Source organism: Duganella sp. CF517 (genome assembly GCF_900110275.1).
GTDB lineage: Bacteria > Pseudomonadota > Gammaproteobacteria > Burkholderiales > Burkholderiaceae_D > Rugamonas.
Map to the genome: position 1 here is coordinate 26,098 of NZ_FODC01000012.1, position 15,112 is coordinate 41,209.

16 protein-coding genes are annotated in these 15,112 nt (G+C 66.0%); 8 read left to right on the top strand and 8 right to left on the bottom strand.

Annotated features, from left to right (window positions below; translation table 11 throughout):
- Positions 1 to 149: 149 nt before the first annotated feature.
- Positions 150 to 1,244, bottom strand: a complete 1,095-nt coding sequence (locus BMX85_RS28995) for an MBL fold metallo-hydrolase (RefSeq protein ID WP_090327919.1) — start codon at positions 1,242 to 1,244, stop codon at positions 150 to 152.
- Between the two features lie 86 nt (positions 1,245 to 1,330).
- Here BMX85_RS28995 and BMX85_RS29000 point away from each other — a divergent pair, with 86 nt between their 5' ends.
- Positions 1,331 to 1,969 carry a TetR/AcrR family transcriptional regulator gene (locus BMX85_RS29000; RefSeq protein WP_090327923.1) on the top strand — a complete coding sequence of 213 codons (639 nt, stop codon included), beginning with the start codon at positions 1,331 to 1,333 and terminating at the stop codon, positions 1,967 to 1,969.
- On the opposite strand, the gene BMX85_RS29005 is transcribed toward BMX85_RS29000, so the two are convergent.
- Positions 1,966 to 3,054, bottom strand: a complete 1,089-nt coding sequence (locus BMX85_RS29005; protein ID WP_090327928.1) for a WD40/YVTN/BNR-like repeat-containing protein — start codon at positions 3,052 to 3,054, stop codon at positions 1,966 to 1,968. The genes BMX85_RS29000 and BMX85_RS29005 overlap by 4 nt on opposite strands.
- Position 3,055: 1 nt before the next feature.
- The gene (locus tag BMX85_RS29010) at positions 3,056 to 3,325 is read right to left on the bottom strand and encodes a MoaD/ThiS family protein (RefSeq protein WP_090327932.1); all 270 of its coding nucleotides are present in this window, start codon (positions 3,323 to 3,325) and stop codon (positions 3,056 to 3,058) included.
- Positions 3,326 to 3,424: 99 nt separating this feature from the next.
- Here BMX85_RS29010 and BMX85_RS29015 point away from each other — a divergent pair, with 99 nt between their 5' ends.
- Complete coding sequence (locus BMX85_RS29015) at positions 3,425 to 3,736, top strand: hypothetical protein (RefSeq protein ID WP_090327936.1); 312 nt, start codon at positions 3,425 to 3,427, stop codon at positions 3,734 to 3,736.
- A gap of 2 nt (positions 3,737 to 3,738) precedes the next feature.
- On the opposite strand, the gene BMX85_RS29020 is transcribed toward BMX85_RS29015, so the two are convergent.
- The 5 genes from BMX85_RS29020 to BMX85_RS29040 form a co-directional block, all read right to left on the bottom strand.
- Positions 3,739 to 4,026, bottom strand: a complete 288-nt coding sequence (locus BMX85_RS29020) for a 2Fe-2S iron-sulfur cluster-binding protein (RefSeq protein WP_090327940.1) — start codon at positions 4,024 to 4,026, stop codon at positions 3,739 to 3,741.
- Between the two features lie 47 nt (positions 4,027 to 4,073).
- Positions 4,074 to 5,729 (bottom strand): methyl-accepting chemotaxis protein, encoded by a 1,656-nt coding sequence (locus tag BMX85_RS29025; RefSeq protein WP_090327944.1) that lies wholly within the window; start codon positions 5,727 to 5,729, stop codon positions 4,074 to 4,076.
- A gap of 214 nt (positions 5,730 to 5,943) precedes the next feature.
- Entirely contained in the window at positions 5,944 to 6,870 is a 927-nt protein-coding gene (locus BMX85_RS29030) for an ABC transporter permease (RefSeq protein ID WP_090327947.1), read from the bottom strand.
- A complete protein-coding gene (locus BMX85_RS29035; protein WP_090327952.1) occupies positions 6,867 to 7,964 on the bottom strand; it encodes an ABC transporter permease in 1,098 nt (365 codons plus the stop codon). Before BMX85_RS29035 ends, BMX85_RS29030 begins: the two co-directional genes overlap by 4 nt.
- Positions 7,951 to 9,501, bottom strand: coding sequence for an ABC transporter ATP-binding protein (locus BMX85_RS29040; protein ID WP_090327957.1), 1,551 nt, complete (start codon positions 9,499 to 9,501; stop codon positions 7,951 to 7,953). The genes BMX85_RS29035 and BMX85_RS29040 overlap by 14 nt, the downstream gene beginning before the upstream one ends.
- A 223-nt stretch (positions 9,502 to 9,724) precedes the next feature.
- Here BMX85_RS29040 and BMX85_RS29045 point away from each other — a divergent pair, with 223 nt between their 5' ends.
- From BMX85_RS29045 to BMX85_RS29070, 6 genes are all read left to right on the top strand, one after another.
- Positions 9,725 to 10,498 carry a GntR family transcriptional regulator gene (locus BMX85_RS29045; protein ID WP_229210724.1) on the top strand — a complete coding sequence of 258 codons (774 nt, stop codon included), beginning with the start codon at positions 9,725 to 9,727 and terminating at the stop codon, positions 10,496 to 10,498.
- 154 nt (positions 10,499 to 10,652) lie between these two features.
- Positions 10,653 to 11,510: an outer envelope protein gene (locus BMX85_RS29050; RefSeq protein ID WP_090328032.1), complete on the top strand. Its 858-nt coding sequence runs from the start codon at positions 10,653 to 10,655 to the stop codon at positions 11,508 to 11,510.
- A gap of 40 nt (positions 11,511 to 11,550) precedes the next feature.
- Positions 11,551 to 12,633 (top strand): BMP family ABC transporter substrate-binding protein, encoded by a 1,083-nt coding sequence (locus tag BMX85_RS29055; RefSeq protein ID WP_090327962.1) that lies wholly within the window; start codon positions 11,551 to 11,553, stop codon positions 12,631 to 12,633.
- Between the two features lie 41 nt (positions 12,634 to 12,674).
- On the top strand, positions 12,675 to 13,679 hold the full coding sequence (locus tag BMX85_RS29060; protein ID WP_090327966.1) for an aromatic ring-hydroxylating dioxygenase subunit alpha: 1,005 nt from the start codon (positions 12,675 to 12,677) through the stop codon (positions 13,677 to 13,679).
- 13 nt (positions 13,680 to 13,692) lie between these two features.
- The gene (locus BMX85_RS29065; RefSeq protein WP_090327970.1) at positions 13,693 to 14,172 is read left to right on the top strand and encodes a nucleoside deaminase; all 480 of its coding nucleotides are present in this window, start codon (positions 13,693 to 13,695) and stop codon (positions 14,170 to 14,172) included.
- Between the two features lie 169 nt (positions 14,173 to 14,341).
- Positions 14,342 to 14,926: a hypothetical protein gene (locus BMX85_RS29070; protein ID WP_143068095.1), complete on the top strand. Its 585-nt coding sequence runs from the start codon at positions 14,342 to 14,344 to the stop codon at positions 14,924 to 14,926.
- Positions 14,927 to 15,112: the final 186 nt, after the last annotated feature.

The following is a 15,112-nucleotide window of genomic DNA, read 5'->3' on the forward strand; positions in this document are numbered from 1 at the left end:
GTCGAGCCCGCCGCCACAGCGATCGCTTGTTCCATTGAGAAATACAACACTCGGCGGACCGTTGCCTGTCGTCCGCCGTCGCCTGCCCCCGGGAATATATGGCGCCCCCACCTCATCGCGGCCGGGCCACTGCCAACCCGGCGGCGGACCTAGGCGCTCGCCGCGGCCGCTTCGGCCGCCGCCGTTTCCCGCTCCACCAGCGGCACCCACCATTTGCCATCCAGCGCGGGCCGGGTGATATCGAGCGCGAGCCCGATCTCCGGTGTCGCCAGCGGCAGCCGGCGCTCGCCCGCCAGTTGCGCGATGCGGTTGAACGGGTCGTGCCACGCGTGCATCGACAGGTCGAAAGTGCCGTTATGGATCGGCAGCATGACCTTGCCCTGCAAGTCTATGTGCGCCTGCAACGATTCCTCCGGTTGCATATGGACGTCGGGCCATTGCGGATCATAGGCGCCGGTCTCCACCATGGTCAGATCGAATGGACCGAATTTGCGGCCAATCTCCTTGAATCCATCGAAATAGCCGCTATCGCCGCTGAAAAACACCTTTACGCCCCGATCCTCGATCACAAACGACGCCCACAGCGTCTTGTTGCGGTCGTTCAGGCCGCGCCCCGAGAAGTGCTGGGCCGGCGTCGCCACCAGCTTCAGGCCGGCCACCTGGGTGCTCTGCCACCAGCTCAACTGCCGCACCTTGGCGCGCGGGATGCCCCAGGCGACCAGACGGTCGCCCACGCCCAGCGGCGTGATGAAATGCTCGGTCTTGGCGGCCAGCTTGATCACCGCCGCCTTGTCCAGATGGTCGTAATGGTCGTGCGACAGGATGATGCCCTTGATCGGCGGCAATTCGTCGATGCTGATCGGCGGCTTGTGGAAGCGCTTGGGACCGGCCCATTGCACCGGCGAGGCGCGCTCGGAGAACACCGGATCGGTCAGCCAAAAGTTGCCGTTGAGCTTGAGCAGCACGGTAGAGTGGCCGAGGCGGAACAAAGTGCGATCCGGAGCATCCAACAACTGGCGCTGCGTGATCGCGTGAACGGGAATGGCCTGGCGCGGCACGGTGTCGGCCGGCTTATCGAACAGCACCCGCAACATCAGGCTCAGGCCTTGCATCAAGCCCATCGCATGCATCTTGACCGGATTGCGGAACTTGCCGGTGCGCGTGCGCGGGGCGGTCGGCACGGACAGGCCGTCAAGGCCGTCGAGACCGGCGGGAGGTTTGGCGATAGCTGTTTGATAAGTCATTGGAACGCTCCAGGACAGATAATGTACACTACACAGTGTAGTTCTAATTTTTGAGAAAGTAAACCAGACAGTGTAAAATAATTGGCATGAACCTTCCCCTCAAGCTGACCGACCGTAAGCGCCAGGCCGTCGTCGACGCCGCCATCGCCGAGTTCCGCACCAGCGGTTTCGAAGCGACCAGCATGGACAAGATCGCCGCCACCGCCGGCGTATCCAAGCGCACCGTCTACAACCACTTCCCCAGTAAAGACGAACTGTTCGCGCAAATATTGCATCAATTGTGGAATAGCACGGCGGCGTTGATGGAAACGCCGTATGTGGCGGGGTTGCCGTTGCGGCAACAGCTAATGGAGATTCTGGGAAAAAAGATGGCGATGCTGCAGGACGCCTACTTCCTGGACCTGGCGCGCGTGGCGATCGCCGAGACGATCCACTCGCCGGCGCGCGCGCACGAGATGGTGGCGCGGCTGAGCGCCAAGGAGGAAGCCGTCACGCAATGGCTGCGCGCGGCCCAGGCCGACGGCAAGCTGCGCGATGCCGATCCGGCACTGGCGTCGCAGATGCTGCAAGGTCAGCTCAAGACGTTCGCCTTCTGGCCGCAGGTCACGCTGAACCAGCCGCCGCTGGACGCCGCCACCCAGCAGAAGGTGCTCGACGCCACCGTCGACATGTTCCTGGCCTATTATGGCCGCGACAGCGGGCGCGAGCCCGCCCCGGCCAATTAGGCGAAGCTGACCGCGTAAATCGGCGGCAATGTGGTGGAGACGGTCTGCCACTGGCCGCCGCCGTCCTCCGACAGCCAGGCGCCGCCGGTCGTCGAGCCCATCAGCAATAACTGGCCGTCGTCGCTGACCGCCAGCCCGTGCCGGTAGACCAGGTCGTAGCAATGCTGCTGCGGCAGGCCGCCGCGCCACGCGGTGAAGCTGCGCCCGCCGTCGATGGTGCGGGTGACGGCCAGCGCCGCGCGCGGCGGCACCCGCTTGCTGTCGGCCTCGGCCGGCACGAACCACGCCGTCTCGCCGTCCCGCGGATGGACGGCCACCGCGAAGCCGAAATTCGACAGCGGCGCCGCGCGCACCTCGGTCCAGTGGGCGCCGTTGTCGACGCTGCGCCAGATGCCGTTGTGATGCTGGCACCACAGCTTGTCCGGCTCGCCCGGGCAGCGCACGATGCGGTGCGGGTCTTGCACCGCCTCCACCTCGGCCAGCTCGGGCGGCATATAGCTCGCCACCATGCCCCTGGCGCGCGGCGCCCAGCTCTCGCCGCCGTCGTTGGTCAGCCAGGCGCCGCCGCACGACACGCCCACCAGCAGCGACCGGCTGTTGCGCGGATCGACGCAAATGCTATGGATGCCCGGCACGTCGTAGCCGCCGCCCATCCACTGGCCGCGCTCGGGGAGATTCCACAGCGCCTCCACCAGATGCCAGCTGTCGCCCCGGTCGTTCGAGCGGAACAGGCCGCCCGGCAGCGTGCCGGCCCACAGCACGCCCGGCTGGTCCTGGCCGCCGGCCGCCAGCGACCAGATCTGCTTGACGGCCCACTCGACCTTGTCGTCGCTGTCGTCCGGCTTGGGCGGAAACGCCGGCGCCGCGATCTCGGTCCATTCGGTGGCGCCCGCATCGAGCCGGTGCAGCTTGCTGCCGAAGTGGCCCAGGCTCAGCGCCGCGTACAGGGCGCCGTCGCGCCGGTCGGGCAGCACCATCGACACCGGATCGCCAAGAAAATGCTGCCGGTCCACATGCCATGCCTCGTGCGTGCGGTTCAGTTCGAACAATCCCTTGCGGGTTGCCAGATAGGCGCGGTCGGACATATCAGCCTCCTGATAGAGCTTGCAAGATATAGACTTTGGACAGGGGCGCGAGCGCGTCGTTCAAGCGTTCGCGTTCGCGGGTGCGCTGGCCGTCGACGAAGATGACGACGTTCTCGCGCAGGCGGCCCTGCTCGTCGAGCACGTAGCCGCGCAGCCTGGGATGGGCGTCGAACGCCTGGTCCAGGGCGCCGCGCAGATCGGCCGCGTCGGTCTCCACCTGCGGCACGGTCATGAATCGACCCAGTTGCTGGGTAAAAATCAGTTGCGCCATGTTTATTTTCTCATTGGTCGACTGGATTCAACACAGATTCTAACGCGGATTGGCGCCGGTTTCGCTAAAATGAAAACGCGTCAACTACCGGAGCACCGCATGTCGATTACGCCGCAAGAGCTGGAACTGCTGATGCAAGAGGTGGAGAAGGAGGATCCGATCGATTTCGCCGACCTGCCGTTCGACGAACATGATCTGCGCGGATTGATTTCGAACCACCTGTGCGAGATGGCCGACGCGATGGAGAACTTCAGCGACGAGGACAAGCATTTGACGTTGCTGGCCGTCGCGGCCAAGCTGGTGCTGGAGAACATGGTGCTCAACATCCAGCTGTTGCGGCGCCACGGCGTGCCGCTCAGCGAATCGGCCGACGCGCTGCTGAGCCGGCTGCGCAAGGGGCCGGCGGCGTAGGGTCACGGCAGGCGCCTGGCCGCCGGCGCCACGATCACCAGATCGCCTTCGGCGACGGCCACGCACGGCAAGATATACCCTTCGCGCTTCTCGTCCAGGCTCAGGCCCGGCCACTCGATCTTGTAGCGCACCGTGCCGCCCGTGCTCAGGCAGATGCAGGTGCGGCAGGTGCCGTTGCGGCACGAACTGGGCAAGCGCACGCCGGCGCGCTCGGCCGCCTCCAGCACCGTCGCCGGCGCCGCCGCGTCGAAGCTCCAGCCCTGCCCCGCCAATGTCACCTTGCCGCCCATGCCGTCGATTCCAGATCGTCAAACCGGCATGATACAGCCCCCGACAATCACCCGTGCGCGACCAGCTTGAGCTTGGCCTTGGCGGCCGGCTGAACCGCTGGCAGCGGCGCGCGCGCCGCGCGCTTGACGTGTTGCAGCTTGAACACCGCCATCGCCTGCGACACGCAACGCGTCTGCTGCGCCAGGTTGCCGGCCGCGGCCGCCGCCTGCTCCACCAGCGCCGCGTTCTGCTGCGTGATGTCGTCGATCTGGATCACCGCCTGGTTGACCTGGCCGATGCCGGTGCTCTGCTCGCGGGTGGAATTGGAAATCTCCCCCATCACCGCCGACACCTTGCTGACCGATTCGATCACCTCGCCCATGGTCACGCCGGCGTTGTTGGTCAGCACCGTTCCCGCCTGCACCTTGGAGATCGACATGTCGATCAGCGTCTTGATCTCCTTGGCGGCGGTGGCCGAGCGCTGCGCCAGCCCGCGCACCTCGCTGGCGACGACGGCGAAGCCGCGTCCCTGCTCGCCGGCGCGCGCCGCTTCCACGGCGGCGTTGAGCGCCAGGATATTGGTCTGGAAGGCGATGCCGTCGATCAGGCCGATGATGTCGAGGATCTTGTTCGACGAGGCGCTGATATCGCCCATCGTCGACACCACTTGCGAGACGATGCTGCCGCCCTGCGCCGCCACCTGTTTCGCATGGTCGGCCAAATCGTTGGCGCTGGCCACGTTGGTGGCGCTCTGCTGCACGGTCGACGTCAACTGCTCCATGCTGGCGGCGGTTTGCTGCAGGCTCGACGCCTGCGACTCGGTGCGCCCCGACAGGTCCAGGTTGCCGTTGGCGATTTCGCCGGTGGCCTGCGAGATCTCGTCGAAGTTGGCGCGCACGTCGCCGATGATGCTGTGCAGGTTGATATTGGTCTGGCGCAGCGCCGCCAACAGGCGGCCCACCTCGTCGTCGCGGCGCACCTCGATGGTCGCCGTCAGATCGCCGCCGGCCATCATGCGCGCCGCCTTGGTGGCGTGCACCAGCGGCAGCGCCACGTTCGCATACAGGCTGCGGCCGAACAGCGCCATGGCCGCCGTCGCCAGCAACGCCAGCCCGCCCAGCCAGTTGCTGGCGCCGGCCAGCGTGGCCCCGCCCATGCCCAGCAGGCAGGCGGCCAGCAAGGCCAGCGTGCCGCCCACCAGCGCGCACGCCAGGCCGATCTGCGTCGCCAGCGACACCTTCATCAACCCCGCCAGGCGGGCCGCGATCCCGGTCGACACGCCCTTGCCGTTGACGATGCGCATGCGGCGCGGATTGCCGGCCTTGAACTGCCGGTACAGCTCGTCGGCCGCGCGCACCTGCTCGCGCGTGGGCTTGGTGCGCACCGACAGATAGCCGACCGGTTTGCCCTGCTCGATCACCGGCGTGACGTTGGCCAGCACCCAATAGTAGTCGCCGTTCTTGCAGCGGTTCTTCACCAGCCCGGTCCACGGCATGCCGCCCTTGATGGTCGCCCACAGGTCGGCAAAGGCCTCGACCGGCATGTCCGGATGGCGCACGACGTTCTGCGGCGCGCCCATCAGCTCTTCCTCGGTGAAGCCGCTGACCTCGATGAAGTAGGGATTGGCGTAGTTGATATTGCCTTGCAAATCCGTGCTGGAAACGATGGTCTTGCCATCGTCCATGATGTATTCGTTTTGCGTGACTGGAGTATTGGTGCGCATGGCCCATCCCTTTATGTTTTATGGAAAAACTTTTGGACATGGACGAACCGGGGTCGGGGGGCCGTCGAAATAGCGGAATCATCCGCTATATTCCCCACCATACACAATGTACCTGCGGGAATTATCACCAATTGTTTCAAAGCGCCCCCGGAGCGGGTAAACCCGGGCACACCGTGGCAGGCCCGGCAATGTTCCGTGGGCGCGCTACAACAGCTTAGTCCGCCTTGAAGTTCTGCCCCAGCGACATTGGTTTGTTGAGCAAGATTGTCTGCGGATTACGGCAGATAATCACCAGCACAACAATGGTGGCCAGATAAGGCAGCATCGACAGGAACTCCGACGGAATCGCCAGTCCCAGCCCCTGGCCGTGGAATTGCAGCACCGTCACGCCGCCGAACAGGTAGGCGCCCACCAGCACGCCGCGCGGCTTCCACGTCGCGAACACCACCTGCGCCAGCGCGATCCAGCCGCGTCCCGCCGTCATGCCCTCGACCCACATCGGCGTCAGCGCCAGCGACAGATAGGCGCCGCCCAGGCCGGCCATGGCGCCGCCGAACAGCACCGTGCCGTAACGCAGCGCGATGACCGGAAAGCCGATCGCGTGGGCGCTGTGCGGCGACTCGCCGACGGCGCGTATCACCAGTCCCAGGCGGGTGCGCGCCAGCATCCAGCCGATCAGCACCACCAGCGCCACCGACGCGTACACCATGCCGTCGAAGCGGAACAGCAGCGGGCCGACGAACGGAATCTCCGACAGCAGTGGAAAGGTCAGCTGCGGCATGCGCTCCACCGTCTGTCCGACGAAGCCGCGCCCCATGAACGCGGAGACGCCGATGCCGAACAGGGTCAGCGCCAGGCCGGTGGCCACCTGGTTGGTCTGCAAGGTCAGCACCAGGAAACCGAAGACCAGCGACATCAGCATCCCCGCCGCCATCGCCGCGAGCAGCCCAAGCCACATCTGGCCGGTGGCCAGGGTGACGCCGAAGCCCGTCACGGCGCCGACCAGCATCATGCCCTCCATGCCCAGATTGAGCACGCCGGAACGCTCGGTCACCAGTTCCCCCATCGAGGCCACCACCAGCGGCGTGGCGGCGCCCGCCGTGCTGGCGAGGAAAGCGATTAACAGCGCGGTATCGATCATGCGGTTTCTCCAACGGCGGCGGTGGTGACGGGTATCGGGCGTTTGCGCGGCTTGAACCGGTAGTGGATGAACAGGTCGGCCGCCAGCAGGTAGAACAGCAGCAGTCCCTGGAACATGCCGGTGATCGCCGACGGCACCTGCAGCTCTATCTGCGCGGTCTCGCCACCGATGTACAGCAACGACATCAACAACGCCGACAACACCACGCCCAGCGGATGCAGGCGCCCGACGTAGGCGACGATGATGGCCGCGAAGCCGTAGCCGGCCGACACCGACGGCTGCATCTGTCCCAGCGGACCGGCCACCTCGCCGACGCCGGCCACGCCGGCCAGCGCGCCGCTGACCATGAACGCCAGCCACACGTTGCGCGGTTCGCTGAAGCCCGCGTACAGCGCGGCGGCCGGCGCCATGCCGCTGACCTGCATGCGGTAGCCGGCGAAGGTGTGCTTGCAGAAGAACCAGGCCGCCGCCGCCGCGACCAGCGACAGGATGAAGGCGGCGTTGACGCGCAAGCCCTCCACCAGCAACGGCAAGGTGGCCGACTCGCCGAACATCTTCGACTGCGGGAAATTGAAGCCGTCCGGATCGCGCATCGGCCCGTGCACCAGATAACTGAGCAGGTGGTAGGCCACGTACACCAGCATCAGGCTGACCAGGATTTCGCTGGTGTTGAAGCGTGTGCGCAGCAGCGCCGGGATCGCCGCCCACAGCATGCCGCCCAGCGCGCCGGCGGCCAGCATCAGCGGCAGCACCCACCAGGCCTCGACCTGGTCGAAGTACAGCGCAACGGCGCCGGCGGCGATCGCGCCGATCGTCAGTTGGCCGTCGGCGCCGATGTTGGCGACGTTGGCGCGAAAGCCGATCGCCAGCCCCACGCCGCACAGGATCAGCGGCGTCGCCTTGAGCAGCAATTCGCCGACGCCGTACAGCGTGGTCCACGGCTTGATGAAATACACGTGGAAGGCGTGCAGCGGCTCCTGCCCGAGGAAGAAGAACAGCACGGAGCCGGTCAGCAGCATGGCCACCGCCGCGATCAGCGGCGACGCCAGCATCATGCGGCGCGAAGGTTCTGGACGTTTTTCAAGCCTGGACATGGTCCGCTCCCTGGTAATCGAAATCGCCGCTCATCCACACGCCGATCTGGTTGATGCTGGTGCCGGCGGCCGCCACGGCGCGCGACAGGCGGCCGTCGGCCAGCACCGCGATGCGGTCGCTCAGCATGAATAATTCGTCGAGCTCCTCGGACAGGACCAGTACCGCCACGCCCTGGTCGCGCATGTCGAGGATGGCCTGGCGTATCAGCATGGCGGCGCCGACGTCCACGCCCCATGTCGGCTGCGCGAACACCATCACCCGGGGCGCCAGCGCGATCTCGCGGCCGACGATGAACTTTTGCAGGTTGCCGCCCGAAAGGCTGGACGCGGCCGAACCCTCGCCGCCGCATTTGACGTTGAAGCGGGCGATCACCCTGCGCGCGAAGTCGCGCACCGCGCCGCGCTGTATCAGGCCGTTTTTCACCATGCCGGTGCTGGCCGCCGGCAGATAGCCGGTCAGCAGCGCGTTATCGGCCAACGACAGCTCCGGCGCGGCGCCGCGTCCCAGCCGCTCCTCCGGCACGAAGCCCAGGCCGAGCTGGCGGCGGCGCGCGGCGTCGAGCGCGCCCACGTCCAAGGTGCCAAGGCGGATGCGACCAGCGCTGGCGCCGGCGCGCAGCGGCCGCTCGCCGGAGATGGCCTTCAACAATTCCTGCTGGCCGTTGCCGGAGATGCCGGCGATGCCGACGATCTCGCCGCCGCGCAGGGACAGGTTGATGTCCTTGAGCCGCGTGCCGAAAGGATCGTCGCTGTCGACGGTCAAGCCTTCGATGGACAGCATCACCTCGCCCGGCGCGCGCGGCGTGTTGACGCACACCGGCAACTCGCGCCCGATCATCAACTCGGCCAGCGAGCGCGCGCTTTCCTGTTTCGGGTTGGCGGTGCCGGAGACGCGCCCGCCGCGCAGCACCGTCGCCTTGTCGCACAGCGACTGGATTTCGTCGAGCTTGTGGCTGATATACAGGATGCTCACCCCTTCGGAGGCCAGGCGTCGCAGCGATTCGAATAATTTCAGCACCGCGTCGGGCGTCAGCACGGAGGTCGGCTCGTCCATGATCAGCAGCCGTGGCGATTGCAGCAGGCAGCGCACGATCTCCACCCGCTGGCGCTCGCCCACCGACATGCTGTGCACCAGCCGCTGCGGATCGAGCGGCAGGCCGTATTGTTCCGAGACGGCGCGGATGCGCGGCGCCAGTTCGGCCGGCGTCACCTTCTCGTCCAGCGCCAGCGCGATGTTCTCGGCCACCGTCAAGGTCTCGAACACCGCGAAGTGCTGGAACACCATGCCGATGCCCAGCTTGCGCGCGTCGTGCGGCGAATTGATATGGACCTGGCGTCCCTCCCAGATCACCTGGCCGTCATCCGGTTTCGTCACGCCGTAAATGATCTTCATCAGCGTGCTTTTGCCGGCGCCGTTCTCGCCCAGCACCGCATGGATCTCGCCCGGCATCACGGTCAGGTCGACGCCGGCGTTGGCCACCACGGACGGATAAATCTTGGAGATGCCGAGCATCTGCAGGCGGGGGGCTTGCTTCATCCGCTGTCCTCATCGTATACAAAGTAGTTACGGCTTCAGACGCAATTAGCATGCCACGCGCTGCCCCGCGCGGCGCGCGCCGCCGGACCGCACGACGCACCAAAGGTGACACAAACATCACCAAAAACGTGCGCTGCATGCCCCCGGTTGTACACAAACCGCATGCCGTGGTGAGCACACTTCCTGCTTATACAGCCATATCCATTCAACGGAGATTCAACCGATGTCATCCACCAGTCCCGCACGCCCACAAGGCAAACGCGCCAGCGCAGGCAAGGCCGAACCGGCCATCGCCGCCACAGGCAACGGTACGCCGCAAAAGCGCGGCACCACCGGTGTCGACATGCGCATCTACCGCGCCGTCGTCACCGCCGTCATGAGCCACCGCCTGCCGCCCGGCACCCATCTGGGCGAGGCCGATTTCTGCGAGCTCTATCAGGTCAGCCGCACCACGGTGCGCAAGGCCCTGCAACGGCTGGCGCACGATCACATCATCGAGCTGCGACCGAATCGCGGCGCGGTGATCGCCTCGCCCACCCCACAGGAGGCGCGCGACATCTTCGCCGCGCGCCGCGCCATCGAGCGCGAGATCATGCCGCTGGTTATACGCAACGCCACGCCGGCCTCGCTGCGGCAGATACGCGCCGCGCTCGAAGCGGAGGACCAGGCGCGCCGCACGGGCGACCGCGCCGGCTGGATACGCCTGGGCGGCGAGTTCCACATCCTGCTCGCCGAACTGGCCGGCAACCATGTCCTGCAACGCTTCATGGCCGAACTGGTGTCGCGCTGTTCGCTGATCATCGCGCTCTACGAAACGCCCGGCGCGCCGATGTGCGGCAACCACGAACACCAGGATCTGGCGACCCTGATCGAGCAGGGAAAAGTCGCCGCGGCGACCCACCTGATCGAGCACCACCTGCTGGAGATCGAAGCGCGCCTGCACCTCGACACCACCCATAAAAAGGTCAACCTGGCCGAAGTGCTGTCGGGCTTTTAGGCGCGTGCAAACATCCGGCCGGCATGGCCCGCTCTGGCCCTGGCCCACTACTTGCTAGAAAAGACAACGAGATTGAATCCAATCGCCCCGCAAAATTGGATACAAAAATAGTTCTTTCATACCGCACCTTCACCCACTGACTGGAGTTCGCATGATGTCTCACCTCGTAACCCGCAAAGCGGCAGCACTACTACTTCTCGCCGGCTGCGCCTGCGCCGCCCAAGCCGCCGACTGGAGCGACACCTATGTCGGCTACCGTTACGGCACCCGCTTCGCCGAGCCGTTCAACGACACCGACATCACCAAGAACATCGTCAACTTCAGCCACGTCTCCGGCTACAAATACGGCAAGAACTTCTTCAACGTCGACTTCCTGATGTCGTCGCACGACGACCCGTCGTCGGCGGGCGCGGCCAGCGGGGCGCACGAGGCGTACGCGGTCTACCGCCACACGCTCGACCTGGGCAAAATCAGCGGCAGCACGCTGGCCTTCGGCCCGGTGCGCGGCGTCGGCCTGACCGCCGGCTTCGACTACAACAGCAAAACCGACGCCGGCTACAACTCCAAGAAGCGCATGGTCGTCGCCGGCCCGACGCTGATGATGGACGTTCCCGGCTTCCTCGACGTCAGCCTGCTGGCGCTATGGGAGAGCAACGCGCCGTTCAACACCTTCACCAACGTCGCCACGCCGCGCTACCGCTACGACACGCACGCCATGTTGACGGCCGCCTGGGGCATCCCGTTCAACATCGGCATTCCGCTGTCGTTCGAAGGCTACGCCAACTTCATCGCCAAGAAGGGCAAGGACGAATTCGGCGGCGACACCGCGCGCGAAACCAACATCGACCTGCAAATCATGTACGACGCCAGCGCCATCGTCAGCGCGCCGAAGAACACCTTCAAGGTCGGCGTCGAATATCAGTACTGGAAAAACAAATTCGGCAATTCGGACAAGAACAACCCGGGCGCCACGGCCAGAACGCCGATGGTCCGCGCGGAATACCACTTCTGATCCACCTTGATCCACTCCATTCACCGCTAAAGGAAACCGCATGATGAATCGTCGCACACTGATCGCGCTCGCCGCGCTGGCCGCCACCCTCGGCGCGACCGCCCTTCCCGCGCTGGCGGCCGAACCGCTGAAGATCGGCTTCGTCTACGTCGGCCCGGTCGGCGACGCCGGCTGGACCTATGCCCACGACCAGGGCCGCCTGGCGATGGAAAAAGCGCTGGCCGGCAAAGTCAAAACCACCTATGTGGAAAACGTGCCGGAAGGCGCCGACGCCGAGCGCGTGATCCGCAAGCTGGTCGCCGAAGGGAACAAGCTGATTTTCACCACCTCGTTCGGCTACATGAACCCGACCGAGAAAGTGGCCAAGTCCACGCCGGGCGTGGTGTTCCTGCACGCCACCGGCTTCAAGACCGCCAAGAACCTCGGCACCTACGAATCGCGCCTGTACGAGGGCGCGTACCTGGACGGCATCCTGGCCGGCAAGATGACCAAGTCGAAGACGCTGGGCTTCATCGCCTCCTTCCCGGTGCCGGAGGTGATCCGCAACATCAACGCCTTCACCCTGGGCGCGCAAAGCGTCAACCCGGGCATCAAGACCAAGGTGATCTGGGTGAACTCGTGGTACGACCCGGCCAAGGAACGCCAGGCGGCGGAAACGCTGGTGGCGCAAGGCGCCGACGTCATGGCGCAGAACACCGACTCCCCGGCCACCCTGCAGGTCGCGCAGGAAAAAGGCGTGTACGCCTTCGGCTGGGACTCGGACATGTCGCGCTTCGCGCCCAAGGCCCACCTGACCGCCGCCACCAACGACTGGTCGGGCTACTACACCGACACCGCCAAGGCGGTCCTCGCCGGCACCTGGAAAACCGGCGACTATCGCGGCGGCCTGAAGGAAGGCATGGTCAAGATGTCGAAGCTGAACCCCGTGGTTCCGGCCGACGCGGCCAAAATCTTCGAGGAGAAAAAGGCCGCGCTGACGGCGGGCACCTTCAATCCGTTCACCGGTCCGATCAAGGACCAGTCGGGCGCGGTCAAGTACGCGGCCGGCGTGGCCGTGCCGCTCAAGGACCTGCTGTCGATGAACTTCTACGTGCAGGGCGTGGACGGCGCGATTCCAAAATAAGGGCGACGGCGGGGCATCACGCCCCGCCCACCGCGACAGACATGACGACCGATCCCGTTTTATTCAACGACTGGCATCCGGTGGCGCAGTCCACGCGGATCGTGGCCGGCGCCATCACCGCCACCGACCTGCTGGACACGCGCATCGCCTTGTGGCGTGACGGCGCCGGCAACGTCCACGCATGGGAGGACCGCTGCCCGCATCGCGGCACGCGCCTGTCGATGGGCGCGGTGGACAACGACACGCTGCGCTGCGCCTACCACGGCTGGCGTTTCGACGGCGAAGGCCGCTGCCGGCACATTCCCGCGCTGCCGGCGCTGGAGCCGGACCGACTCAAAGCGCGTGTCGGCACCTTCCACGCGCTGGAAAAATACGGGATGGTATGGGTGTGCATCGGGTCGCCCTCCGAATCCGGCCCCCCGCGCTTTCCCGAATTCGCGGACGAACGCCTGCGCAAGGTCTGGTGCGGCCCGTACGAGGTGCAAGGCAGCGGGCCGCGCATCGTCGAGAATTTCCTCGACATGGCGCACTTCGCCTTTGTCCACGACGGCATCCTGGGCGTGCCGGAACAGGCGGCGATTGCCGACTACACGGTCGAGACCTTCGACGACGCCGACTACGGCAGCGGCGTGTGGGCCAAACAATGCCGCGCGTGGCAGCCGCAGGCCAGCAAGGCCGCCACCGGCGGCAGCGACATCGACTACACCTACCGCGTGGTGCGGCCGCTGACGGCGATCCTTACCAAGCACCCGCCGGGCGGCATCGTCGAAGCGATCGCGCTGCTGCCGCAGCCGCTGACGGAAACGTCCACGCGCGTGTGGATCATCATGGCGCTGGACGATTTCACCTCCGACGACGACGCGTTGCGCGCCTTCCAGGACACCATCTTCCTGCAGGACCTGCCGATCCTGGAAAGCCAGAGCCCGGCGCGGCTGCCGCTGCTCCCCGGCGCCGAAGTGTCGGTGGCGTGCGACCGCATGTCGCTGGCCTACCGCGGCTACCTGAAGCGGCAGAACCTGCGCTACGGCGTGCTGCGCGACGATTGAACCAAGGAACCTTATGACGACACCTACCGCGCAGGACCACGACTTCCTCACCCGCGTGCTGGCGCTGGCGCAGCGCTCGCGCGACGAGGGCCACCACCCGTTCGCGGCGATGGTGGTCGCCGCCGACGGCAGCGTCATCGCCGAGGCGATGAACGCCTCCAGCACCGACCGCACCGCGCACGCCGAGATGAACGCGCTGCGCATGGCCTCGCAACGCCACAGCCCGGCGCAGCTGGCCGGCGCCACCTTGTACGCCAACGCCGAACCGTGCGCGATGTGCGCCGGCGGCACCTATTGGAGCGGCGTCGGCCGGGTCGTCTACGCGATGTCGGAAGCGAGCCTGCTGCAACTGACCGGTAGCGATCCCGAAAATCCGACCCTGTCGCTGCCGTGCCGCGACGTCTTCGCGCGCGGCCAGCGTCCGACCGAAGTCATCGGTCCGCTGCGGGAGGACGAGGCGCGCGCCGCCCACGCCGGCTTCTGGCGCAAATAGCTGAGGCGAAACAAGCAAGGAAAAACGAGGAAGGCGGGCAACGCGGAGCGCGCGGCGCGCCCCTTTTCGGCGCGGTGACTTCGTTGATGCACCTTAAAGCTAAGCGTACGCGACGGTCTAGTCTTGAAGGCATGCAGGCCGGTTTGGTCTGCCTTTTCAAGGAGTCGCCATGTTCTCACTTCCACTTACCAAACTCTTAGCGTCGCGCGTGGTGCGACCCCTGGCCCTGCTGGCCATCGCGGCGTTGGCCGCGCCGGGCGCCGCGCTGGCGAACAGCAACTGGACGTCGGTGGGTTCGACCGGCATCGTCGATGAATCCTGCTACTTCGCCGTGCAGATGGAAAACTTCGAAGCGAGGCTGATGCCGGGCCTGCTGGTCCCGTGCAAGGTGCGCTACCAGGTGACCGACACCTACGGCACCCCTGGCGGGATCGTGCCCACCCGCGCCCTGTTCGCGCACATCCGGGACACCAACATCAGTCCCGGCCGGGTCACGGCGCGCCTGTTTGCCTATCCGGTCTCGGGCGCGCTGCCAACCCAGGTGGCGTTCATCGATAGCGACGCGCCCGGCCCCATCCCCGCCCCGCTCGCGAACGGCTTCAGGGAGTACCGCAACCCGACCACTTGCGTCGGCGCGTTCACCCTCAACTTCACCGCCAACAGCTACTGGATCGAGGTCGATCTGATCCCCGCCGCGTTGCCGGCCATACCGGGGCCGCTGGCGATCGGCATGCTGCAGATACGTAATTGCTAAGCGGTTCCCCGCAGCCGAGGGCGGCGCCGCATGGCCGCGGCGCCGCCCCCCCCGCCGCCAGGACGGCGCCGATTTAATGCCGTCTGGCATACAATGCACACTTACCGTTTAAACAAAATTTCCTGCGAAAACAAGGACTTACACGGTAAAAATGATGTTTCCTGGCGACAAAATCGCAGCGCACAA

Bases quoted from the DNA above. Each gene is read 5' to 3' on its own strand.
- BMX85_RS28995 (WP_090327919.1), bottom strand. From the start codon at position 1,244: ATGACTTATCAAACAGCTATCGCCAAACCTCCCGCCGGTCTCGACGGC.
- BMX85_RS29000 (WP_090327923.1), top strand. From the start codon at position 1,331: ATGAACCTTCCCCTCAAGCTGACCGACCGTAAGCGCCAGGCCGTCGTC.
- BMX85_RS29005 (WP_090327928.1), bottom strand. From the start codon at position 3,054: ATGTCCGACCGCGCCTATCTGGCAACCCGCAAGGGATTGTTCGAACTG.
- BMX85_RS29010 (WP_090327932.1), bottom strand. From the start codon at position 3,325: ATGGCGCAACTGATTTTTACCCAGCAACTGGGTCGATTCATGACCGTG.
- BMX85_RS29015 (WP_090327936.1), top strand. From the start codon at position 3,425: ATGTCGATTACGCCGCAAGAGCTGGAACTGCTGATGCAAGAGGTGGAG.
- BMX85_RS29020 (WP_090327940.1), bottom strand. From the start codon at position 4,026: ATGGGCGGCAAGGTGACATTGGCGGGGCAGGGCTGGAGCTTCGACGCG.
- BMX85_RS29025 (WP_090327944.1), bottom strand. From the start codon at position 5,729: ATGCGCACCAATACTCCAGTCACGCAAAACGAATACATCATGGACGAT.
- BMX85_RS29030 (WP_090327947.1), bottom strand. From the start codon at position 6,870: ATGATCGATACCGCGCTGTTAATCGCTTTCCTCGCCAGCACGGCGGGC.
- BMX85_RS29035 (WP_090327952.1), bottom strand. From the start codon at position 7,964: ATGTCCAGGCTTGAAAAACGTCCAGAACCTTCGCGCCGCATGATGCTG.
- BMX85_RS29040 (WP_090327957.1), bottom strand. From the start codon at position 9,501: ATGAAGCAAGCCCCCCGCCTGCAGATGCTCGGCATCTCCAAGATTTAT.
- BMX85_RS29045 (WP_229210724.1), top strand. From the start codon at position 9,725: ATGTCATCCACCAGTCCCGCACGCCCACAAGGCAAACGCGCCAGCGCA.
- BMX85_RS29050 (WP_090328032.1), top strand. From the start codon at position 10,653: ATGTCTCACCTCGTAACCCGCAAAGCGGCAGCACTACTACTTCTCGCC.
- BMX85_RS29055 (WP_090327962.1), top strand. From the start codon at position 11,551: ATGATGAATCGTCGCACACTGATCGCGCTCGCCGCGCTGGCCGCCACC.
- BMX85_RS29060 (WP_090327966.1), top strand. From the start codon at position 12,675: ATGACGACCGATCCCGTTTTATTCAACGACTGGCATCCGGTGGCGCAG.
- BMX85_RS29065 (WP_090327970.1), top strand. From the start codon at position 13,693: ATGACGACACCTACCGCGCAGGACCACGACTTCCTCACCCGCGTGCTG.
- BMX85_RS29070 (WP_143068095.1), top strand. From the start codon at position 14,342: ATGTTCTCACTTCCACTTACCAAACTCTTAGCGTCGCGCGTGGTGCGA.